This window comes from Methylotenera sp. G11 (genome assembly GCF_000799735.1).
GTDB lineage: Bacteria > Pseudomonadota > Gammaproteobacteria > Burkholderiales > Methylophilaceae > Methylotenera.
In genome coordinates this window covers 1,444,796-1,466,870 of the sequence record NZ_JUHH01000001.1, presented here as the reverse complement: position 1 = coordinate 1,466,870, position 22,075 = coordinate 1,444,796, and the positions used below count along the sequence as shown (strand labels likewise).

The 22,075-nt window shown below is 51.9% G+C and carries 22 protein-coding genes; 8 read left to right on the top strand and 14 right to left on the bottom strand.

The features are described 5' to 3' along the window. Positions 1-45: 45 nt before the first annotated feature. The 6 genes from GQ51_RS06685 to moaA form a co-directional block, all read right to left on the bottom strand. Positions 46-1,518 carry a sensor histidine kinase gene (locus GQ51_RS06685; RefSeq protein ID WP_047551382.1) on the bottom strand — a complete coding sequence of 491 codons (1,473 nt, stop codon included), beginning with the start codon at positions 1,516-1,518 and terminating at the stop codon, positions 46-48. 34 nt (positions 1,519-1,552) lie between these two features. Beyond that, entirely contained in the window at positions 1,553-2,284 is a 732-nt protein-coding gene (locus GQ51_RS06680) for an energy transducer TonB (RefSeq protein WP_047551380.1), read from the bottom strand. Positions 2,285-2,405: 121 nt separating this feature from the next. Next, positions 2,406-3,692, bottom strand: a complete 1,287-nt coding sequence (gene moeA / locus GQ51_RS06675; RefSeq protein ID WP_047551378.1) for a molybdopterin molybdotransferase MoeA — start codon at positions 3,690-3,692, stop codon at positions 2,406-2,408. Beyond that, the gene (gene mobB / locus GQ51_RS06670; protein WP_047551375.1) at positions 3,689-4,225 is read right to left on the bottom strand and encodes a molybdopterin-guanine dinucleotide biosynthesis protein B; all 537 of its coding nucleotides are present in this window, start codon (positions 4,223-4,225) and stop codon (positions 3,689-3,691) included. The genes moeA and mobB overlap by 4 nt, the downstream gene beginning before the upstream one ends. Next, positions 4,222-4,830, bottom strand: a complete 609-nt coding sequence (gene mobA / locus GQ51_RS06665) for a molybdenum cofactor guanylyltransferase MobA (RefSeq protein WP_047551368.1) — start codon at positions 4,828-4,830, stop codon at positions 4,222-4,224. Before mobA ends, mobB begins: the two co-directional genes overlap by 4 nt. 2 nt (positions 4,831-4,832) lie before the next feature. Continuing rightward, positions 4,833-5,870 (bottom strand): GTP 3',8-cyclase MoaA, encoded by a 1,038-nt coding sequence (gene moaA, locus GQ51_RS06660; protein ID WP_442922096.1) that lies wholly within the window; start codon positions 5,868-5,870, stop codon positions 4,833-4,835. An 84-nt stretch (positions 5,871-5,954) separates the two neighbouring features. Here moaA and GQ51_RS06655 point away from each other — a divergent pair, with 84 nt between their 5' ends. Genes GQ51_RS06655 through GQ51_RS06635 form a run of 5 tightly spaced genes read left to right on the top strand, consistent with a single transcriptional unit; the run spans position 5,955 to position 12,002 of the window. Continuing rightward, complete coding sequence (locus GQ51_RS06655; protein ID WP_047551365.1) at positions 5,955-6,452, top strand: formate dehydrogenase subunit gamma; 498 nt, start codon at positions 5,955-5,957, stop codon at positions 6,450-6,452. After that, positions 6,452-7,999 (top strand): formate dehydrogenase beta subunit, encoded by a 1,548-nt coding sequence (locus GQ51_RS06650; protein ID WP_047551360.1) that lies wholly within the window; start codon positions 6,452-6,454, stop codon positions 7,997-7,999. The genes GQ51_RS06655 and GQ51_RS06650 overlap by 1 nt, the downstream gene beginning before the upstream one ends. A 24-nt stretch (positions 8,000-8,023) precedes the next feature. Then, positions 8,024-10,879 carry a formate dehydrogenase subunit alpha gene (gene fdhF, locus GQ51_RS06645; RefSeq protein WP_047551358.1) on the top strand — a complete coding sequence of 952 codons (2,856 nt, stop codon included), beginning with the start codon at positions 8,024-8,026 and terminating at the stop codon, positions 10,877-10,879. Between the two features lie 21 nt (positions 10,880-10,900). Next, positions 10,901-11,737 carry a formate dehydrogenase accessory sulfurtransferase FdhD gene (gene fdhD, locus GQ51_RS06640; RefSeq protein WP_081987169.1) on the top strand — a complete coding sequence of 279 codons (837 nt, stop codon included), beginning with the start codon at positions 10,901-10,903 and terminating at the stop codon, positions 11,735-11,737. Between the two features lie 46 nt (positions 11,738-11,783). Next, on the top strand, positions 11,784-12,002 hold the full coding sequence (locus GQ51_RS06635) for a formate dehydrogenase subunit delta (protein WP_047551356.1): 219 nt from the start codon (positions 11,784-11,786) through the stop codon (positions 12,000-12,002). 69 nt (positions 12,003-12,071) lie between these two features. Here the strand turns inward: GQ51_RS06635 and GQ51_RS06630 are convergent, their stop codons facing one another. From GQ51_RS06630 to trxA, 4 genes are all read right to left on the bottom strand, one after another. Then, positions 12,072-13,721 carry an ArnT family glycosyltransferase gene (locus tag GQ51_RS06630; RefSeq protein WP_047551353.1) on the bottom strand — a complete coding sequence of 550 codons (1,650 nt, stop codon included), beginning with the start codon at positions 13,719-13,721 and terminating at the stop codon, positions 12,072-12,074. 269 nt (positions 13,722-13,990) lie between these two features. After that, the gene (locus GQ51_RS12290; RefSeq protein WP_081987113.1) at positions 13,991-14,233 is read right to left on the bottom strand and encodes a type B 50S ribosomal protein L31; all 243 of its coding nucleotides are present in this window, start codon (positions 14,231-14,233) and stop codon (positions 13,991-13,993) included. A gap of 135 nt (positions 14,234-14,368) precedes the next feature. After that, positions 14,369-15,628, bottom strand: a complete 1,260-nt coding sequence (rho, locus tag GQ51_RS06620; RefSeq protein ID WP_047551347.1) for a transcription termination factor Rho — start codon at positions 15,626-15,628, stop codon at positions 14,369-14,371. Between the two features lie 156 nt (positions 15,629-15,784). Next, on the bottom strand, positions 15,785-16,111 hold the full coding sequence (trxA, locus tag GQ51_RS06615) for a thioredoxin TrxA (RefSeq protein ID WP_015832964.1): 327 nt from the start codon (positions 16,109-16,111) through the stop codon (positions 15,785-15,787). A 347-nt stretch (positions 16,112-16,458) separates the two neighbouring features. Between trxA and GQ51_RS06610 the strand changes: the two genes are divergently transcribed. After that, positions 16,459-16,929 carry a TlpA disulfide reductase family protein gene (locus GQ51_RS06610; RefSeq protein ID WP_047551343.1) on the top strand — a complete coding sequence of 157 codons (471 nt, stop codon included), beginning with the start codon at positions 16,459-16,461 and terminating at the stop codon, positions 16,927-16,929. 67 nt (positions 16,930-16,996) lie between these two features. Here GQ51_RS06610 and GQ51_RS06605 read toward each other — a convergent pair whose 3' ends face one another. The 4 genes from GQ51_RS06605 to GQ51_RS06590 all read right to left on the bottom strand — a co-directional run bounded on the left by GQ51_RS06605 (position 16,997) and on the right by GQ51_RS06590 (position 20,141). Next, positions 16,997-17,296: a DUF3579 domain-containing protein gene (locus tag GQ51_RS06605; RefSeq protein ID WP_047551340.1), complete on the bottom strand. Its 300-nt coding sequence runs from the start codon at positions 17,294-17,296 to the stop codon at positions 16,997-16,999. Between the two features lie 208 nt (positions 17,297-17,504). Beyond that, entirely contained in the window at positions 17,505-18,074 is a 570-nt protein-coding gene (locus tag GQ51_RS06600) for a BON domain-containing protein (protein ID WP_047551339.1), read from the bottom strand. Positions 18,075-18,112: 38 nt separating this feature from the next. Next, entirely contained in the window at positions 18,113-18,472 is a 360-nt protein-coding gene (locus tag GQ51_RS12285) for a YraN family protein (RefSeq protein WP_081987112.1), read from the bottom strand. A 7-nt stretch (positions 18,473-18,479) separates the two neighbouring features. After that, on the bottom strand, positions 18,480-20,141 hold the full coding sequence (locus GQ51_RS06590; RefSeq protein ID WP_047553996.1) for a penicillin-binding protein activator: 1,662 nt from the start codon (positions 20,139-20,141) through the stop codon (positions 18,480-18,482). Positions 20,142-20,147: 6 nt separating this feature from the next. On the opposite strand from GQ51_RS06590, the gene rsmI reads away from it, so the two are divergent. Continuing rightward, positions 20,148-20,996 carry a 16S rRNA (cytidine(1402)-2'-O)-methyltransferase gene (rsmI, locus tag GQ51_RS06585; protein WP_047551334.1) on the top strand — a complete coding sequence of 283 codons (849 nt, stop codon included), beginning with the start codon at positions 20,148-20,150 and terminating at the stop codon, positions 20,994-20,996. Between the two features lie 18 nt (positions 20,997-21,014). Next, positions 21,015-22,049, top strand: a complete 1,035-nt coding sequence (gene pyrC, locus GQ51_RS06580) for a dihydroorotase (RefSeq protein ID WP_047551332.1) — start codon at positions 21,015-21,017, stop codon at positions 22,047-22,049. The last annotated feature ends 26 nt before the right edge of the window (positions 22,050-22,075 follow it).

Below are 22,075 nucleotides of genomic sequence, written 5' to 3'. Positions count from 1 at the left end.
CCTCATAAAATAGGTCAGTAGCCAATCTCATCAGGCGATACGCAGTTAATCAAGCGCGATTGTTTTGGGTAATTTAATCGTGACCGCAGTACCGCCACCGGGTCTGGCATTGTATTGCAGGCTACCTCCCAGGGCGTCACATACTTTAAATGCAAAAGGGATTCCGATGCCGGTTCCAAACCGTTTTGTGGTTGGTGCGCTTATGGCGCTGGGGTCCGGGGTAAATGGCATGCCGCTGCCGTTATCCAGTATGTGCAGCGTGAACTCTTCAGGCATGGTCGTCAGCTGTATTTCAATCCGGCCCGCTTTGGCTGAAGCATCAATTGCGTTCAGCACCAGGTTGTAGATGACCTGTTCCAGCAAGTGCTGGTCGGTAAAAAGCGTGCTGTTATTGGCGGTTTTCAGTGTGTGCCAGGCAGGCGTCATTAGCTGTATGGATTTGGCTGATATTTTCTGCTGCAGCGGTTCGAGTGCGCCTTCAATAATTTCCTTGATACTGGTTTTGCCAGGCTGGGGTTTGAGTGGATGCAGATATGCCAGTAGTGCGCCGGTCCAGCGCTCCAGCCGGTCTACAGTGCTGATGATGCCTTGCAGTGACTCACGCGACTCGGCATCCAGTCCCGGTTCGTCCAGTATCTGGGCGGTAGCGCGAATGCTGGCTAGCGGGTTACGGATGTTGTGCGCAAGCATTGGAACCAATAAACCCTGGGCGGCCTGTTTTTCTGTGCGTACCAGGTTTTCCTGGCTCGTGATCAGCTTTTCTGCCATTTCGTTGATGGCTTTCGATAGCGATGCAAGCTCCTGGATATTATCTTCAGGCGCTTTATGGCTCAGGTTGCCCGTGCTGATTTCCACTGTCGCTTTCAGCACGTCTTCGATAGGCCGTACAATGGAGCGCTTCAGGAATATGCGCGAAAAGATCAGCAGCAGCGCTGCCAGCACCAAAGGCGTGAACAGCAGAAAATTTGATTTGCGTTTGCTTTCTTTCAGCCTCAGGTCAAGCTCGGCTTGTTTCTCGTTAAGAAGCTGCTCGGTGTGCGCGAGTAAGGATTCGTAACGGTTAAAAAGCCCGGCTTCCAGGTCTGTATTCAATATTTTTTTCAGTTCATCACCGGTGATGTCCGGTTGCAAATCAAATAAGGCGGATGTTTCAGTGACAAAGGCTTTGTAGCCGGCATGCAGATTGTTGATAGAGGTTTTTTCTGCCTCCCCCTCGGCAATCCTGTGTAGCTGTACGAAATGTTTTTCAACCGAAAGGGTGAAAGCGTTATATTCATTACGCGCTTCAATATCCTGCAGGAAATAGGCATCAAAAAGCTCTTTCATCTGGCGGTAGAGGTCGCCGCGAGTCTGCTGTACTTCCTGCACTATCAGGCTGATGCGGTTTGATTCCTGGCTGGATTCTTCCTGAAGGTGGATGCCGATTGCTCCGGTAATTGCAACCAGCAATATCAATAAAATAAATGCCAGCTCATGAATGAGCAACAGATTCTTGAGGGAGGTGTTTTTCTTGAGCACGGAGTTTCTGGTGGCCGAATGCTAACTGTAATAGCTACTCGAGCTTGAATGGTACGGGTACGGTAATCGTAAAGCTGCTGCCGCGCAGCACCTCTGGCGGAGCCGGGAATGGCAGCGCTTTTTCCACCATTTCCAGGGCCTGCTTGTCCAGGACTTCATGGCCGCTGGATTGGACGATTTTCTTGGACTTGAGTTTGCCATTGCCGTCAAGTTCAAGCTCTACAACGGCTTCGCCCTGCCAGTTACGCATAGCGGCGATTTTAGGATATTTTTTATGTTTGCTGATGGCGCCCCATAATGAATTGCCGTATTTGTTGCGTGCATCTTCAAAATCGGCCTGATTGATTACCGGTTGTGGTTCCTGCTTGACTGGAACCGGGGCCGGTACGGTTTGTACCGGCGGTACTGCGCTAGGTTTCGGTGCGACTGCAATGACCTCTGTCGGCTGCGAAGGCGCCGGCTCGCTCACCGGCTCATTCTGCTCTACTACCGGTGTTGGCTGTGGCTTGATGACAGGTTTAGGCTCAGGCTTGATTTTAGGTTCAATTCTGGGCTTTACAATTTCCGGCTGCGGTTGAAGCGGTTCGGGTGCAGGCGGTGGCTCCGGCGGCTTTACGAAATCTACATTTAAAACTTCAGGTTCCTTGACTGCGTCAAACTTGATGTCCGGTATTACCAGCACCAGCAAGGCGTGCAGCAGCATTGAGCCAATGATTGCCCAAACGATGGTGTTTGCTGAAGCGGGTTGGTTAACTGCGATATTCAAAAGAACGGCGGGCCTGTATTTTTATATGTATAGAGCGTTAAATTAAAAGTAACGCAAAATTATACAACATGCTCACTGGATTTATGTTCGCTAAATTTTCACGCCAGATTCCGGCGCTTTGTCAGATGATGCCTTGCAATACCTGCACTTGCACCATAGCGCCGGCGTCAAGATTGCCCACGCTGTCATCAAGCACGATAAAGCAATTTGCCAGTGACATTGAGCTTAGTATGGCCGAGCCCTGCGCGCCGGTAGGTTTGACTTTCCACAGGCCGGCAGTATCCGTATACAGTATCCCGCGCTGGAACTCGGTGCGGCCAGCCAGCTTTCTGATCGGGGCGGTACACTCCACCTCGAACATAGGCAGTGGAACGGATGCAGGCTGGCCCATCAGGCACAGCAATGCATCACGTACAAACTGGTAAAAGGTCACCATGACCGCTACCGGATTGCCCGGCAGGCCGAAGTAGTGCGCGTTGCCTATTTTGCCATACGCCAGCGGTCTGCCCGGCTTCATGGCAATCTTCCAGAACATGACTTGTCCATGTTTGGATAACAGGTCTTTCATGTAATCGGCTTCCCCGACTGAAACGCCGCCGCTGGTAATGACTACGTCTGCCTGTTCTGCGGCATGCAGCAAAGTGTTTTCGAGCTGCAGCGGATCATCGGCAATAGCTCCCAGGTCAATGATTTCCACGCCTAACCTGTTGAGCATGCCATACAGGGTGTAGCGGTTGCTGTCATATACCTGCCCGGTTGCCAGGGGCTTGCCGATGGCAACCAGTTCGTCACCGGTGGAGAAAAACGCTACTTTCAATTTACGGTATACCTTCACCCCGGCGATGCCAAGTGAGGCAAGCAAACCCAGGTCAGCCGGCTGCATCAGGTGCCCTGCCGGCAAGACGCTCTGGCCTTGCCGCAGGTCTTCGCCTGCATAACGCACGTTTGCTCCAGGCTTGGGGGCTTCAGTAAACTGAATGCGGTCGCCATCACGCAATACTTTTTCCTGTACCGCAACGGTATCCGCCCCTTGCGGCATGGCAGCCCCGGTCATGATACGTATGCATTCGCCATGGGTTATTGCAGCGTTGAATGCTTTTCCTGCAAAAGCGGTGCCGATGATTTTCAGCGATGCGGCATTTAAATCCGCGGCATTGAACGCGTAGCCATCCATCGCCGAGTTGTCGTAGTTGGGCACGTTTGCCGGGGATAGAATATCCTGCGCCAGAATCCGTCCTAAACTCTCATGCAAGGTTACAGTTTCTGTTTCGGCAACAGGCTCAAGATGCTGCCTGATGAATTGCCGGGCTTTTTCCACCGGCATTGAGTTCGGGTCGTAATCATCCATGCAGCTTGGGTTTGCAATCAGTTGCGAGAGGCTCGGTTGTGATAGGTCAGGTGTCGTCATTTTTTTATTACTTCCAGAATAAAATCCGCAATCTGTTGAACATTGTTCAGGTCCAGCAGCGGCAGCAGGGTTTCTGTTGCAAGCGGGTCGTCACTGGCAACGGCGATGAAATCACGGTCATTTTCACATGCCAGCGGCATTCCCAAAGCCGGGCGATGTACTTCAATTTTGGGGATGCTGGCGTTTTTAAAGCCTTCTACCAGAATCATGTCTGCATATTCCGGGTTGATCAATGCAATCAGTGATTCCAGGTCTGCTTCATCCGGCGGGTTCGGCGTGCGCTGCATTTCGGTGATCAGCGCCCAGCGCTTGTTTGAGGCAACCAGGGTTTGTACCGCACCGGCTTCGCGGATTTCGTAACTGTCCTTGCCGGGGTGATCAATATCAAAATGGTGATGCGCATGCTTGATGACGGAAGTGCGGATATTGCGCTGACGCAATTCGATAATCAGTTTTTTGATGAGCGTGGTTTTGCCGGTGTTGCTGCCGGCTGCGCAGATGCCGATCACCGGGAGTATTCTGTCTGGGTTCATATATGCAGTTTGCCGGCCGCCTGGTTCTGAAGCGTTGCTTCAAGCGCCATGAGGTCTTGCTGTGTGTTAAGGTTGGTAAAAGCCTCGCTGCAGTCACTGAAATCAACATAGGTATGATTCAAGCGCTGCTGCCATTCTCCCACTTTTCTGCCGCCGTGGCTAAGATAGTCATTCAATGCCGGCAGCACGGATTTTTTGCACAGGCAGAAAACCGGGTGTGTGTGGCCATTGCTGCTTGCGATGGCAATATCTGCATGGTGCTGAATCAGTGCTGCCTGCAAACGGGCGGACAGGTCCAGGGGTAGCAGGGGTGAATCGCAAGGCACTGTCAGCAGGTATTCGCTGCCTGCATGCTTGAGCCCAAGCTGCATGCCGGCGAGGGGGCCGGCAAAGTCTGCGATCTCATCTTGCAGTACGCGGTAACCCAGTGACTGATAGGCTTCCATTTCACGATTGGCATTGATCGTGATTTCGTCAACTTGCGGTATTAAACGGTTGATGACATGCGCAATCAGCGGCTTTTTCTGGAACAGCACCAGGCCTTTATCCAGCCCGCCCATGCGGGTAGCCTTGCCCCCGGCAAGGATGATGGCCGAAACCGGCACGGCTAGCCGCCCGTGTGCGACATGAATCTGATCACGGCAGGCTCTGCACGGCGCAGGTCGAAGTCGTGCCCTTTGGGTTTGATGGACATGCTGTTCAGAATGGCCCGGATCACGGGCATATCATCATCCGGGTGCTGGCGCAGAAGCGGCATCAGGTCTACTTTATCTTCCTGGCCCAGGCACAGAAATAGTTCGCCCTTGCAGGTGATGCGCACACGGTTGCAGCTTTCGCAGAAGTTGTGGCTATGCGGTGAAATGAAACCGATTCTTGTTTGCGTACCCGCTACCTGCCAGTAGCGGGCAGGGCCGCCGCTGTTATGGGTGCTGGGCGTAAGTGTGTATTTACTTTGCAGCAATTTCAGCGTGTCCGCGTTGCTGACGAAAGTGGATTCGCGGGTGTGGTTGACTTCGCCCAGCGGCATTTCCTCAATGAAGGAAATATCAATCGCGTGTTTGATGGCAAATTCAAGCAATGGCAGGGCTTCATCATCATTGATGCCGCGCATCAGCACGCTGTTAAGCTTGATGTTTTCAAAGCCGACCCGTTTTGCTGCCTGTATGCCTTTGAGTACCTTATCCAGATCGCCGGTGCGGGTGATGGATTTGAAGCGTTGGCTATCCAGGCTGTCTACACTGATATTGATGCGTTTGACGCCGGCATTCTTTAAGTCCTGCGCCTGTTTTTCGAGCTGGCTGCCATTGGTGGTAAGCACCAGTTCGTTCAGGTTTTCCAGATGCCCGATTTCATTGAATAGCCATAATGCGTTTTTGCGTACCAGGGGTTCGCCGCCGGTGATACGCACTTTAGTGACGCCCAGGCTGACAAATATTTTCACCAGCCGTGCACATTCTTCCAGGCTCAGTACTTCATCGCGCGGCAGGAAAGTCATGTCTTCCGCCATGCAGTACACGCAGCGGAAGTCACAGCGGTCTGTAATAGACAGGCGGATATAATCGACTTTACGGCCAAACTGGTCGATGAGTTCGCCGGGTAGGTCGCCCGGAATTTTTTGTGCGGGCATGGGCACTTTTTTAATCATTACAGGTCGGTATAGTTAGCAGTAAATATCTGTATTATACTTACATAAACTTTATTTCATGTTAGTTAATCCGGAGAGAATAGCTTGTCTGATTTACAAACAACACAGGAAGTTAGTGCAGCAGTCATTGATGCGCTGATTGTTAAGCATCAGCAGCAGCCTGGTGCTTTATTGCCACTCTTGCATGCTATTCAGGATACTGTCGGATACGTGCCGCAATCTTGCTATGCATCCATCTCTAAAGCTTTGAGTCTCTCCATTGCAGAAGTTCACGGCGTCGTCACTTTTTACCACCATTTTCGCACACATCAGCCGGGGCGTCATGTCATGCAGATATGCCGTGCCGAATCCTGCCAGGCCATGGGGTCCGAGGCGCTGGAGGCGCATGCCAAGGCATGCCTGAATGTGGATTACCACCAGACTACGGCAGATGGCGCGATTACGCTGGAGCCGGTTTATTGTCTGGGCAACTGTGCGCTGTCACCTTCCGTGATGGTTGATGATGAAATTTATGGGCGCGTATCTCCGTCGGAATTAGACGCTCTGATTGCAGAGGCTAAGGTTTCGGAGGTTAAAGCATAATGGTTACTAAAATTTATATTCCCCGTGATTCCAGCGCGCTCGCCGTAGGTGCTGAAAAAGTAGCGCTGGCGATTGCAGCGGAAGCAAAACACCGTGGACTCGATGTCGAGATCATCCGTAATGGTTCACGCGGCCTGTACTGGCTGGAAACCATGGTGGAGGTGGCTACCGGACAAGGCCGTGTCGCTTATGGCCCGGTTAAGGTAAAAGATGTGGCTTCATTGTTTGATGCGGATTTCATACATGGTAAAGCACATGCCCTGAGCCTGGGGCTGACTGAAGAAATCGAATGGCTTAAAAAACAGCAGCGCTTGACTTTCGCCCGTGTCGGCATCACCGACCCGGTTTCTATCGCAGACTATATTGCACATGACGGCTACAAAGGGCTGAAAAAAGCGCTTAAATTATCCGGCGCAGAGATTGTTAAAACTGTGACTGATTCCGGTTTGCGCGGCCGCGGCGGCGCAGCATTCCCGACGGGAATCAAATGGAATACGGTTTTAGGCTGCGAGTCTGATCAGAAATATATCGTATGTAATGCGGATGAGGGCGACTCCGGCACGTACTCTGACCGCATGATCATGGAAGGTGACCCTTTCGTGCTGATTGAGGGCATGACGATTGCCGGCGTAGCCGTTGGCGCAACGCAGGGTTACATCTATATCCGTTCCGAATATCCGCATGCCCTGGCAGTGCTGAATGAAGCCATTGACGCCGCGAACCAGGCAGGCTACCTGGGCGACGATATTCTTGGCAGCGGCAAGACGTTCAGGCTGGAAGCCCGTCGCGCGGCGGGTGCCTATGTCTGCGGCGAAGAAACCTCACTGCTTGAAAGCCTGGAAGGCAAGCGCGGACTGGTGCGTTTCAAACCGCCGCTGCCGGCGATTGAAGGCTTGTTCGGCAAGCCAACCGTTGTGAATAATGTCATTTCACTGGCAACGGTGCCTATCATCCTGGATAAAGGCGCACAGTTCTACGCGGATTATGGCATGGGCCGGTCGCGCGGCACGCTGCCGATTCAGCTTGCAGGCAATCTGAAACATAATGGCCTGGTCGAACTGGCATTCGGAGCCACGTTGCGTGAGCTGCTGTATGACTATGGCGGCGGCTCGGCAAGCGGCAAGCCGATTCGTGCCGTTCAGGTCGGCGGGCCGCTCGGTGCTTATCTGCCGGAGAGCCAGTTCGATACGCCGCTGGATTACGAAGAATTCGCCAAGTTATGGGCCGTGTTGGGTCATGGCGGTATCGTTGCGTTTGATGACAGCGTGGACATGGCGAAAATGGCGCGTTACGCATTTGAATTCTGTGCAGTTGAATCCTGTGGTAAATGCACGCCATGCCGTATAGGCTCTACGCGCGGCGTGGAGGTGATCGATAAAATCACCTCGGGTAAAGACCATGCCAAGAATATCCAGCTGGTGCGCGATTTAAGCGACACCATGCTCAATGGCTCACTGTGTGCTCTCGGCGGTATGACCCCGTATCCGGTACTCAGTGCGCTTAATCATTTTCCAGAAGACTTTGGTCTTTCATCAGAGGCCAAGTAGCCTATTTGCAGGTAGGGATAAATTATGGACGAGATCAAATACAATCCAAATACGGATTACGGTACACCGACAAGCCAGTCAACCAAGCAAGTGACACTGACCGTCGATGATAGACAGATAACAGTACCTGACGGCGTATCAGTGATGCATGCGGCGGCGCTGGCCGGCGTGATGGTGCCTAAGCTATGTGCAACAGATAGCCTGGAGCCTTTTGGTTCATGCCGCCTGTGCCTGGTGGAGATTGAAGGTCGCCGCGGCTACCCTGCATCATGTACGACACCGGTAGCCGAAGGCCTGGTAGTGCATACGCAAACGCCAAAACTCGCGGATATACGCCGCGGCACCATGGAACTCTACATCTCGGACCATCCGCTGGACTGCCTGACCTGCGCCACTAACGGTGACTGCGAGCTGCAGGATATGGCAGGGGCGGTCGGCCTGCGCGAAGTGCGTTATGGCTACGATGGTGAAAACCATCTTGAATCCGCTAAAGACGAAAGCAACCCGTATTTCACATTTGACCCGAGCAAATGTATTGTCTGCTCACGCTGCGTGCGGGCATGTGAAGAAACGCAGGGTACGTTTGCGCTGACGATTTCCGGTCGCGGCTTTGATTCTAAAGTTTCAGCCGGCAACCAGAGTTTCCTTGATTCCGAATGTGTATCCTGCGGCGCCTGCGTGCAGGCTTGTCCGACCGCGACGCTGATTGAAAAGACCGTGATCGAGGCGGGCACGCCGGAGCATAGCGTCACCACGACTTGTGCCTATTGCGGAGTAGGCTGCAGTTTCGATGCCGAAATGAAAGGCGAAGAAGTCGTACGCATGACACCGAGCAAGCACGGTGGTGCCAACCACGGCCACTCTTGTGTGAAAGGCCGTTTTGCATGGGGTTATGCAACGCATAAAGACCGCATTACGACGCCGATGATACGTAAGCATATTAACGACCCATGGCAGCAGGTCAGCTGGGATGAGGCGATCAGTTATGCAGCAGGTGAGCTGATGCGTATCGAGAAGCAGTATGGTAAAGATGCCATTGGCGGCATTACCTCATCACGCTGCACTAACGAAGAAGTGTATGTGACACAAAAACTGGTTCGCGCCGTGTTCGGTGTGAATAACGTGGATACCTGCGCGCGCGTCTGCCATAGCCCGACCGGGTATGGATTGAAGCAGACGCTGGGTGAATCCGCCGGTACGCAGACTTTTGATTCAGTGATGCAGTCCGATGTCATTTTCATCATTGGCGCCAATCCAACGGATGGCCACCCGGTGTTTGCTTCACAGATGAAACGCCGCCTGCGTGAGGGTGCTAAATTAATCATCGCCGACCCGCGCGAGATCGACCTGGTGGCAAATTCTCCGCATGTCCGTGCAGATTATCACCTGAAACTGCGTCCGGGCACCAACGTGGCTCTGATCTCGGCATTGGCGCACGTTATTGTGACTGAAGGCCTGGTGCAGGAAGATTTTGTTAAAGCGCGCTGCGAGTGGGATTCTTTTGTCGCGTGGCGGGATTTTGTGGCTAAACCGGAAAACTCACCGGAAGCCTTGGCCGCCGAACTTGGCATTAATGCGGAAGAACTCCGCGCTGCGGCAAGGCTATATGCAACAGGCGGCAACGCTGCGATTTACTATGGCCTGGGTGTCACCGAGCATAGCCAGGGCTCTACTGCCGTGATGGGGATTGCCAACCTGGCAATGGCGACTGCCAATATCGGCCGTGAAGGCGTAGGGGTTAACCCGTTGCGCGGCCAGAACAACGTGCAGGGTTCATGCGACATGGGTTCAATGCCGCACGAGTTCCCCGGTTACCGCCATGTGTCTGATGATGCCACGCGGGCTTTGTTTGAAGCCGCCTGGAACCGGCCGCTGAGCAGCGAACCGGGTCTACGTATCCCGAACATGCTGGATCAGGCCAGTGAAGGCAGCTTTAAGGGACTGTATTGCGTCGGCGAGGATATCGTACAGTCTGACCCGAATACGCAGCATGTGACCCATGCCCTGAAAAACATGGAGTGCGTGATCGTGCAGGATTTGTTCCTGAATGAAACAGCGATGTTTGCGCATGTGTTCTTCCCGGGAGCGTCATTCCTCGAGAAGAGCGGTACGTTTACGAATGCAGAACGCCGCATTTCACCGGTGCGTCGCGTCATGAAGCCTAAAAACGGCTATGAGGACTGGGAAGTGACCGCCAAGCTGTCAGAGGCTCTGGGTTACCCTATGCATTACAGGCATGCATCTGAAATCATGGATGAGATCGCAGCGCTGACGCCGACTTTCCAGGGCGTAAGCTTCAAGAAACTGGATGAGCTGGGTAGTATCCAGTGGCCATGTAATGACGAGTTCCCGAACGGAACGCCAATCATGCATATTGATGAGTTCGTGCGCGGCAAGGGTAAGTTCTTTATTACGCAGTATGTGCCAACCAGCGAGAAGGTGAATGCGAAGTTCCCGCTGATCCTGACCACCGGCCGCATTCTGTCGCAGTACAATGTGGGCGCGCAAACGCGTCGAACCAAGAATACTGCCTGGCATCCTGAGGATATGCTGGAAATCCATCCGCATGACGCCGAAGACCGCGGTATTAAAGAGGGAGATTGGGTAGGCATTATGAGCCGCGCCGGCGAAACCGTGCTGCGCGCCAAGATTACCGAGCGTGTACAGGCTGGTGTTGTCTACACCACGTTCCACCATCCTGAATCCGGTGCGAATGTGATCACCACAGACAACTCGGACTGGGCGACTAACTGCCCTGAGTACAAAGTGACTGCGGTACAGGTGTCACGTGTGAACCAGTTGTCGGACTGGCAGAAACACTACAAGACATTCAGTGAAGCGCAGATCGCGTTCGCCGGTAAAAAGGCAGCAGCCGTTTAAGCCGGATGAAGGGTCAAGTTGATTAAGGAATGTGAGCGCCCGCTGATTCTGGATGCGCCATTGAGCCTGCATGAAGTGACGCAATGGCAGGATGGCGGGCAAGTGAAAGCGCAGGATTGCCTGGCGGAAGAAACGCCGGTAGCTTTGATTTATAACGGTGTTTCACATGCGGTGATGCTGGCTACGGCGCAGGATCTGGAAGATTTTGCACTGGGTTTTTCCTTATCGGAAGGCATCGTGCAGAGTGCAAGTGAGCTGTACGGGGTTGAGTTGCAGGTGCAGGCTAATGGCATAGAGCTGCATTGTGACATTGCCAGCGAGCGTTTCATGCAGCTTAAAGACCGGCGGCGCACGCTGGCTGGAAAAACAGGCTGCGGTTTATGCGGTGCAGAAAGCCTGGGGCAGGCGATGCGTTATCCGGAGCCGTTAAAGGCAGCGGTTACTTTTACGGCTGCCGGCATTCAGCTTGGCTTGAAGGCAATTCAAGCGCAGCAGGCGATGCAGCAGCAAACGGGGGCAACACACGCCAGCGCTTTTGTGCTGGCTGATGGCACGGTTGCCATCGTGCGTGAAGATGTCGGCAGGCATAATGCCCTGGATAAACTGATAGGTGCATTGCATCGCAGTCACATGGAGCAGGGGCAGCGGGCTAACGGTTTTATCATTACCACCAGTCGTGCCAGTTTTGAGATGGTGCAGAAAACCGCGACAGCCGGTGTGGCAATGCTGGTGGCCGTGTCCGCGCCTACAGGCTTGGCGGTACGTGTGGCAGAGCAATGCGGTTTGGCCTTGGTTGGCTTTGCCAGGCAGAACCGCTATGTGGTGTATAGCCACAATGAAAGAATCTTGGATGCATGACTTGAATCGGCAAGTATTAAAAACTTTTTAGGTGGAAACTGGAAAAATGGATATTCAGCGTTTAATTTCAATGGCTAATCAGATTGGTGATTTCTACGAATCCTATCCTGACCAGAGCCACGCCCAGCAGGACATTGCCGGACATCTCAATAAGTTCTGGGCTTTGCCTATGCGCAAGCAGATAGCGCAGTATGTGCATGAGCAGGACGGCCAGGGTCTGCATCTGCAGGTAAAAACCGCAATTAAATCCTACCTGCAAGCTTAAGCGCAGCGATCAACCAGTTTTGCCAGTTGCTTGTTCCTGTGAGTTTCAGGAGTGCAGGTTCAAATAACGCTATCGGCGCTGAAATAACCTGAAACTCTCTTTGCGTTCTGCTGCACGTTTCCCGTGCCAGATCAGCTTCCATTCGTCGCCAGGCTGCATTTTGGCCGTGCTTTTGTCATCCTGAATCAGGTAGAGATTGCAATCCAGGCGCTCTGCCGTTTCAACAGTCCTTAAGTCGATGTTGGTGTAATAATTGAACAGCATGCGTTGTGATTGACCAACGCCCAGGCTGTTGATGCAGCTGCGATTGGCCGGCAGCGCTTTATAAATACCGGTAAAGACTGTTTCATAGCTTTTGGCCGAGTCGATCCACGGCAGCCAAAGCGACATGAGCAGCCCCCAGCCAAATGTCATGCCTACCGCCCAGTTGGTGACTGTAGAGCGATTGCCCTGTTTTGCGCGTATGCAGGTAAACAGCCAGATGACCGTCACCAGTATTGCGGGCAGCAGCATCAGCCACTGTACATCAGCGTTCGCAGCGCCGGACAGGAACAGCATGCGCTCTTTGATCTTGGCTGGATGCCCGGTCGCCATCGCTATCCAGCCCAGCCAGATCAGGAAACCGATCAGGCCAAACAGCGTAATGCCGAACCAATTCAAGGCCGAAGCCGCGCCGCGTTTCAAATGCTCAACGCTGCCGGCACCAAGCGCTACGAGCGGCAGCAGCAGCGGCATGGCGTAAATGTCCTTGGATTGTGCACTGCAGCCCAGGAAAAGCAGGCTGCATGCAAAAAAGACGATCATCAGCTGGAATTTTGGTTTGGAAAGCAGTTTGTCGCGATTGCGCCATAAGCCCCACATTGCAAGCGGCAGTGCCGGCCATGCGTACCATCCCAGGATGCGCAGGAAGTAGAAATGATTCTGCAGACCGAATCCATTCAGGCTGGCATTCAGCCATTGCCGGAATATGGCTGGCTGCTGAAAGTAGAGTAAACCCAGCCAGCTGCCGGCTATCGGCATGGCAATGAGGATTGCAGTGATCAGAACCTTGGCGAAGCTCACCGTGCGCCAGGGTCTGAACATCAAAGGCAGCAGCAATGAAGTGCTCAGCAGGATCACCGGCATGACCAGGCCATCTGTCAGCAAGCCTGCGCCAAGCGCTAGTCCCAATAATCCGCTGGCGCGCCAGGGGCGGCGTTTCGATAGGGCCAGTGCATAAAAACCGGTAGCAGCGCTGGCCAAGCCCGCAATCTCTGTATTCAGGCTATGTGCGTTCATGACCAGGCCAACGGTGCCGACCATGATGAATGTGGCGTGGCGACCGACGCCACGTGCCCACAGTTCGCGTCCTGTCATGCCGACCATCAGCAGGATGATCGTAACCCAGAGGGCATTGATGAGCCTTGCACCATCGTGCATGCTTAAGAATGGGCTGAATAATTGTGCGCTGGCTGCAGCCGACAGGTAATAAAGCGGCGGTGATTCCAGAAAGGATTCTCCGGCCGCAAGCGGAGCTACCAGGCTGCCGCCCTGTAGAATATTTTTAACGATCGTAATGCTGGTGCTTTCAAGTGGTTTCCATGGGGCGTGGCCGGTTAAGCCGAATAATATCCAGATAGCACACAGCACAAGCAGCAGGTGAGTTTTTGCATTTTCACCTATGCGCGCGCGCGGTGTGGACATGTTGCCTTGCCAGTCGTGATCGAGTTGAAAGCGCATATGTAGTAGCGAATTAGTGTTATTGTGGATCGACGGTAACAGTCTAGCTTGTTTTGGAATTGAATGTAACTTCGGCTTGAATGTTATACGGCGCCTGAAGTCAGCTAAGCCAGCCTTGTTTCAGACTAACCTTGCTTAAGGAAAGCAATGCACTTAAAGGCAATGCACTTAAAGAAAGTGCAGCAAGAAAGCGCAGCATTAAAGCAAAAAGGCAGCTCGGGCTGCCTTTTTGCTTCATGACTATTTGCAAGAAATCTCGCAAGCCATCATTACATACCGTATTTTTTGCGGAATTTATCAACGCGACCGGCAGTGTCAAGAATCATTTGTTTACCGGTGTAGAATGGGTGTGATTTTGATGACACCTCGATTTTAACCAGTGGATACTCTTTGCCGTCAGTCCACTTGATAGTGTCGCGAGCAGCGATAGTAGAGCGAGTTAAAAAACTAAAGTCCGCGCCGATGTCTTGAAACACGACTTCGCGGTATTCTGGATGAATTCCATCTTTCATAATATATAGCCTCAGTATTGATTGCCGAATGATACGGCAAAATTATATTGCGCATTTTTGCGGTAACTCGGCATTATATTTATATTGCCTGAGTTAAGCAAGGTAAAATTGTTAAGGGCACTTCGATAACGAAAGTTAACCTCTGCGCATGCTGTCGAAAAAGTCCGCATTGTTCTTGGTGGATTTGATTTTGTCCAGCAGGAATTCCATCGCATCGAGATCGTCCATCGGGTAGAGCAGTTTGCGCAGTACCCAGATTTTCTGCAGTACGTCTTTTTCGATCAGTAACTCTTCGCGGCGGGTGCCGGACTTGTTGACGTTGATTGCCGGGTAGATGCGTTTTTCGGCCATACGGCGGTCAAGATGGATTTCCATGTTGCCGGTGCCTTTGAACTCTTCGTAGATCACGTCATCCATACGCGAGCCGGTATCAACCAGTGCGGTAGCGATGATAGTGAGCGAGCCGCCTTCTTCGATATTACGTGCCGCGCCGAAGAAGCGTTTCGGGCGTTGCAGCGCGTTGGCATCCACGCCGCCGGTCAGTACTTTGCCTGATGAAGGAATCACGGTATTGTAAGCCCGTGCCAGGCGTGTGATCGAGTCAAGCAGGATCACGACATCTTTTTTATGTTCTACCAGGCGTTTTGCTTTTTCCAGTACCATTTCAGCAACCTGTACGTGACGGGTTGCCGGTTCGTCAAACGTCGAGGCAACCACTTCGCCCCTCACTGAGCGTGTCATCTCTGTCACTTCTTCGGGACGTTCGTCGATCAGCAGCACGATCAAGACCACATCGGGATGATTTGCGGTGATGGCATGGGCAATATTCTGCATCATGACCGTCTTACCACTTTTCGGGCTGGCTACCAGCAGGCCGCGCTGACCACGGCCAATCGGTGCAATCATGTCGATGACGCGGCTGGTGATGTTTTCGGCGCCCTTGATATCGCGTTCCAGCTTAAGCGGTATGGTCGGGAACAGGGGGGTGAGGTTTTCAAACAGGATCTTATGCTTGGTGTTTTCTGGCGCTTCGCCGTTGACCTGGTCAACCTTGACTAATGCAAAGTAGCGCTCGCCATCTTTCGGAATGCGGATTTCGCCTTGAATGCTGTCGCCGGTGTGCAGGTTGAAGCGCCTGATCTGTGATGGCGACACGTAAATATCATCAGGCCCGGCCAGGTAGGATGTATCCGGTGAGCGCAGAAACCCAAAGCCGTCCTGCAGAACTTCCAGCGTGCCGTCACCATAGATGCTGTCACCTTTTTTTGCCTTGTTCTTGAGAATGGCAAATATCAGATCCTGTTTCCGCATTCGGCTGGCGTTGTCGATTTCATTGGCAATAGCCATTTCAACTAACTCGGTTACGGGTAGATGCTTGAGGTCTGATAAGTGCATGAGGTCTCGCTAGAACAAGATTTTGTTTGAAGTGTTAAGCTTATAGATTGAAAGCTAGGGATTAAATTTTAGTGGCTGCGGAAGATTATGCTTGGTGATACGAAAGTGATTACGTAAAACCAAGCGTTTGAATATATGGCGCTAAGCGTAAAGCGTTTAGATGTTGCTGTCAATAAATGCCGTTAGTTGCGATTTGGACAGTGCGCCAACTTTGGTTGCTTCAACATTGCCGTTCTTGAACAGCATCAGTGTAGGGATGCCGCGGATTCCGTATTTAGGCGGGGTTTGCTGATTATCGTCGATATTCAGTTTGGCAACTTTGATGCGGCCGGCATATTCTTTTGAAATTTCATCCAGGATTGGTGCAATCATTTTGCATGGACCACACCATTCTGCCCAGTAATCAACTAGTACAGGGATTTGCGATTGCAGTACATCTTGCTCAAAACTTGCATCGCTCAGGTGTGTGATGTGTTCGCTCATTGTAAACCTCTATTGAATAATACTTTGTAGTAAATAAATGTATATCGTAACTAAAAAAAATGATTTCGTGAAGTGGCATCTGTAACTTGTGAAATTTAATCTTTACCGCTGCAAACCGCACTAATCCTGACGCTGTATCAGTATGCCGGGTTTGTCGTTAATTTAAATTTTCAGTTACATTGCCAAGTCATCGGCAACTCTAATGCTAGTACTATGGGGATGGATTGTTATAATTACAATCATTAATGTTGCATGATACGCACATTAATCTCGAAATAGAACTAGAAATTGTCGATTAAATGCAGAAATAATGCGCATTCACGAAAATAAATGGATGGCTGGAATAAATGAAAAGAATATTGTTTTTTTTGATGGCTTTGATGGTAAGCCAGTTTTCCTATGCCGAAGCGGGAGCCGCCGCTGATTTCGTGTTGAAAGATATGGCAGGCAATAAACACCAGCTTTCTGCTTACAAGGGTAAGTGGGTGCTGGTTAATTACTGGGCAACCTGGTGCCCGCCATGCCTTGAAGAGGTTCCTGACCTGGTTAACCTTTATGATCGCCGCAAGCAGAAAGACTTGATGGTTCTGGGGGTGGTGTTTGATTACAAAGACGTTAAAGAAGTGAATGAGTATGTGGATGACATGCTGATGTCTTATCCTATCGTGCTGGGTGATGATAGCGTGACTGCCCAGATTGGGCCGGCAGGTGTGCTGCCTACGACTTTTATTTATAACCCGCAGGGTAGGCTTGTGAAAATAAAGCGCGGGATTATCACCAGGGCATTTATCGAGGATATGATCACAGGCAAAAAATAAGCTGCAACCATGGATGTTGCAGCTTATTTCCGGTGATGCGGCCTAGCCTTCGGCAGTTGTTTATCGTTTACTGCGGTACGGCGATACTGTTGCCTTCACCATCCAGAACATTCAGCTGGTTTTCTTCAGCAAAGTGCATCAGCTGCGCAAAACCTTCAGGGTTTACCGTCTTCAGTTTCAAATCTACAGCCAGGCAGCGTACGCCGTTAATGACTTTTGGTTTGAGGTAAGGCGAGTATTTCAGTTTGCGGTCATCACCAAAGGTAGCGTAAGTGCTGCACATGCGGTCAACCCAGTCGCTCGGGCGGAACGGTTTGCCTGCGCGGGTATTACCCTCAATGATAATTTCGTTGTTTGTTTGCGTCATGATTTGTATAAGGCTCACTTGATTGTGGATGTTGGAATACGGCCAGCGGCTAAAAATTCCGCATATTATAACATCTGCAATATCGTTGCTAAATGCGAAACTTGATTTTTAATCGGCCTGGTTGCCGATATGTTCAAGCCGCCCTGGATCTGCCGATCAACCAGTTCAAAGGTGAATGCTGAAGAGCCGGGGCGGCTGTGGTGCGAGTTTATGGAATGTACTCAAATACCTTGACTACCCTGCTTACGCCACCGGTGTTTCGTGCGATCTCAACTGCATCGTTAGCCTCTTTATGGGTCACGTAACCCATGAGGTAGACAACGCTGTTTTCGGTAACGACTTTTACGTAATTGGCTTGAAAACGATTTTCTGAAACGAATTGCGCTTTGACTTTTGATGTTAAATAGGCATCGTTGGTGCGTGAGCTGATCGAGGTTTTAGGGCCTACCGTCAGTTCGTTAGTGATGCTTTTAACGTTCTCAATGGCCAGCACCATGTTGCCGGCCTTGGTTCTGGTCTTGTCATCAGGCACTTCCCCTGTGATCAATACATTGCCTTTAAAACTGGTGATATTGACGTGGGAGGCTTCGCCCAGTGTGTCGTAAATATTTTTTGTCGCTTTCAGTTCGATGTTTTCATCTTCGACATAAATGCCGGAAGTGCGCCTATCTGCAGCCATTGCGCCGCCTGCAGCTGCGCCGCCTACCACGACGGGCACGCAGGCTGTGATTTGAGAGGCCAGTAATACTGCTGCCAGTAATTTTAAGCTTGCTTTCATTGTTGACGTCCTTTGCTGTGAGTGATTCCGTTAATAAACTAAAAAGCGTCCTGTATCCATTCTACGGCGTTGCTATCTAACTTTGACATTAAAACAGCGTCAAATCGACAGGCACTATCTCCATGAGCCTGCAAGTATCGTTCAGCCGTGCGTTTGAGCTTTTGCTGCTTGGATTGGTTGATGCTCATGGCGGCACCGCCGAAACCAGCATTGCTGCGCAAACGCACTTCAATAAAAACCAGCGTTCTGCCGTCCTGCATAATCAGGTCGATTTCACCGTATGCGCAGCGAAAGTTTTTTTCAATCAGCTTCAACCCTTTTCTCTGTAAGAAAGCTGCGGCAAGTTCTTCTGCCGCAAGACCTTCTGTTAGATGCCGTGGCGGTGATTTCTGATCCATATACGGTTTATTGCTCAGGAACGAGGCCGCTGTGCGTGAATCTGGCAAGTGGCAGCTGGCGTTTAATGTTGCCGTATTTATCTACCGTCAGTGTGCCGGTTAAACCGCTGATGGTTACTTCGTGTTCAGGCAGCGGCTGGCTGGCTATTAAAAGTTGCAGGCTATCTACTCCGAGTGCAAACCATCTTAATAGTTCATTTGAATTGAGACTGGCATCTTCTGGTGCGTAATCTTGATAAGCTGCCTGGTTTGCTGTCAGCAGGTATGGAATCTCGAATAGACGCACAGCATTCAGCGGCTGGTAAGCTGCTGCGGCATCCACCATTTCATTGGCGCTGGAGTATGTGATGACCGGCGTGCTGATCGGGAGGTGCAGCCTGGCCATGCGTGCTTCAGGTGCAGTCATCGCGAGCAGCACCAGATCCGGCATTTTTTCAGTCAGCTGCGATTTCAGCTCAAACAGGCTGCCATCGGTTGCCGCGATATTGCCAAGCAGTGTAATGATGGTGATGGCGTGGCCGCGCAGTTCATGCGGCGACTTACTCTGCCATGCTGCCTGAAAGCTTGCTGCCATGAGCCTGGAAGCAGCATTTTCTGTCGTGATGATTGTAATTTGCTGCATGCCCCGGCTAAGTGCAAAATTCACGATATGCAGCGCTTCGTCATCCAGTATCGGTGAAATATGCAGGATATTATTGGTTTCGGCCGGGCTGATTTTATTGCCCGCGGCTTCATTGGCCTGAAAGCCGGGAGTGATGAAATAAATATTGCCTTCGCTTTTTGCCAGTGCATAGGCTTCATCGATCTGCTGCTGGCTTTCCGTGCTGGGATAAGTCCTGATTTCGTTGTGCAGCCCATGCCTGGATAAGGCCGTTTCCAGGCCAAGCCTGAACGCCTCGGCTTTGGCTGCATTCGCCTCAGCGGTCAGCGGCATGATTAACGCAATGCTGCCATCGGATGAGAGGTTTGCCGGTGCAGCTGGCTTAGCGCTGTTAGCCTCAGCCAGGCTTTTTGCAAATGCCTGTGCCGGATGGTCGGGATAGAGTGTGTTCCAGGCGGCAATGCTGTTGTTAAGGTCTGCATTGCTGGCGGCAAGGCGCAGGTCTATCCAGCCCTGGAACGTGCTGTCAGTATTGTTGCCGCGAAGTTCGACGAGTTCGCTTTGCTCAGGCACGCCTAGCAGTGACCATATCTTTTCGTGTATGGCTGCAATGCCGGTTTGCGCTTCATCCGCCATGGCCATGGCGGCTTCCGCCTGCATCAGGTGCTGTATTGCCTGCTGTATGTCGTTAAGGTCCTGAAAGGCATCTGCCAGATGCTGGTGCAGCGTTATTTTGGCAGCCGGGACCAGGCTTTCTTCAGCTTGCAAGGGCAGTAACAGGAGCAAGGCTTTGTCGGTCTGTTTTTCCGTCAGCGCTATGCTGCCCTGCAGCAGCTTGGCGTATGGCGAAGTGCTCAGGATATTGGCCAGCGCCAACCTGGCACAGGCAGTGTTGCCTTGCATGAGGCAGGATTCACCCTCTGAAAAAATCGCTTCAGGAGTTTTTTTGCCCTGCTGGCCGGCTTTTGCGCCTGGCACCTGGTTTGCAGCTGCTGCATGTGCCGGTAAATATAAACTGCTAAAAAGCAGGCATGTTGATAAAATAGCGTTAAATAATTTTTTGGTCATCTGATTTTGCATCCCTCAGGCATATTATATGTTGTCGCTACACCAATTGGAAACCTGCAGGATATCAGCCTGCGGGCCCTGGACGTTTTAAAAAGCGCGGATGCGATTGCGGCGGAGGATACGCGGCATACTTCCGGCCTGCTGAATCATTTTGGCATCAGCAAGAAACTGATTGCCGTGCATGAGCATAATGAGCATCAATCTGCCGAAAAACTGCTGGTTCAATTGAACGCGGGTGAAAATATAGCCCTGGTGACGGATGCCGGCACGCCAGGTATCAGCGACCCAGGGGCTGTGGTCGTGGATGTGCTGCGCAAAGCCGGTATCAAGGTGGTGCCGGTGCCTGGTGCCAGTGCGGTGATTGCGGCGCTGTCAGCATCCGGCATCACGCAGAACGGATTCTTGTTTCATGGCTTTTTGCCTGCAAGCGGCGCTGCACGGCGCAGGCAGTTGGAAGCGTTAAAGATACAGGCAGTCACGCTGGTGTTTTATGAAGCGCCGCACAGGATTCTGGAGTGTATCGCAGACCTGAGTCTGGTGCTGGGCGCTGAGCGCCGCATCACGTTCGCGCGCGAGCTGACAAAAACTTTTGAGACCTTCTACACTTGTCCGCTTGGCGATGCCGAAGCCTGGCTTAAGGCCGACACGAATCAACAGCGCGGTGAGTTCGTGCTGCTGGTGGAAGCGCCGGTGCAGAAAGAGACTGAAGCCATTCCGGAAGAGGCTGTACGCGTCTTGAAGCTGCTGCTGGCTGAGCTGCCGCTCAAGCAGGCTGTGAAACTGGCTACCGAAATCACCCAGCTTAAAAAGAATGATTTATATGAATTTGCACTGCAATTGAAAAACGAAAACTGAAAAACGAGTTGAAACATCATGAACAAAATTACCATTACCCGCCCCGATGACTGGCATCTGCATTTAAGGGATGGTGCAGCGCTCAAGGCCGTGCTGCCGGATACCGCAAGGCAGTTTGCACGAGCGATCGTGATGCCGAACCTGCGTCCGCCTGTAACCACTACGGAGTTAGCGCTTGCTTACCGTGAGCGCATCCTGGAGGCATTGCCCGTCGGCATGCAATTTGAACCGCTGATGACGATATACCTGACAGATAACACCACAGCCGATGAGATTGTCAGGGCAAAGGCAAGTGGCCTGGTGCATGGCGTCAAGCTTTATCCTGCAGGGGCGACCACTAACTCGGATTCGGGTGTAACCAGCCTGGAAAAATGTGCAAAAGCACTTGAAGCCATGGAAAGAGCAGGACTGCCCTTGCTGGTGCACGCTGAGGTGACGGATAGCGATATTGATGTATTTGACCGTGAACTGGTATTTATCGAACGCCACATGATTCCGCTACTTAAAAGATACCCGGCATTGAAAGTCGTGTTCGAGCATATCACCACTAAGGATGCGGCGGATTTTGTAGCACTTGCTTCAGCCAGCGTGGCGGCTACGATCACTGCGCATCACCTGCTGATGAACCGTAACGATATGTTCAAGGGCGGTATCCAGCCTCACCATTATTGCCTGCCGGTGCTGAAACGTGAAACGCACCGTGTGGCGCTGGTGAAGGCGGCAACTTCAGGCAGCGCCAAGTTTTTCCTGGGCACTGATAGCGCCCCGCATGCCAGACATACCAAAGAGGCGGCCTGTGGCTGTGCCGGTATGTACACGGCGCGTACGGCGATGGAGCTGTATGCGGAGGCGTTTGATTCCGTGCATGCGCTGGATAAGCTCGAAGCTTTCGCCAGCTTTAATGGGGCGGATTTTTACGGCTTGCCGCGTAATACGGAGCAGGTGACTTTGGTGAAAGAGAGCTGGAAAGTGCCGGCGAGTTTGCCTTATGACGGAGATGTACTGGTGCCGTTACGGGCAGATCAGATGGTACATTGGAAGTTTGAAGGTTAAATTTTTTCAATAGGTCGCTCTACAGC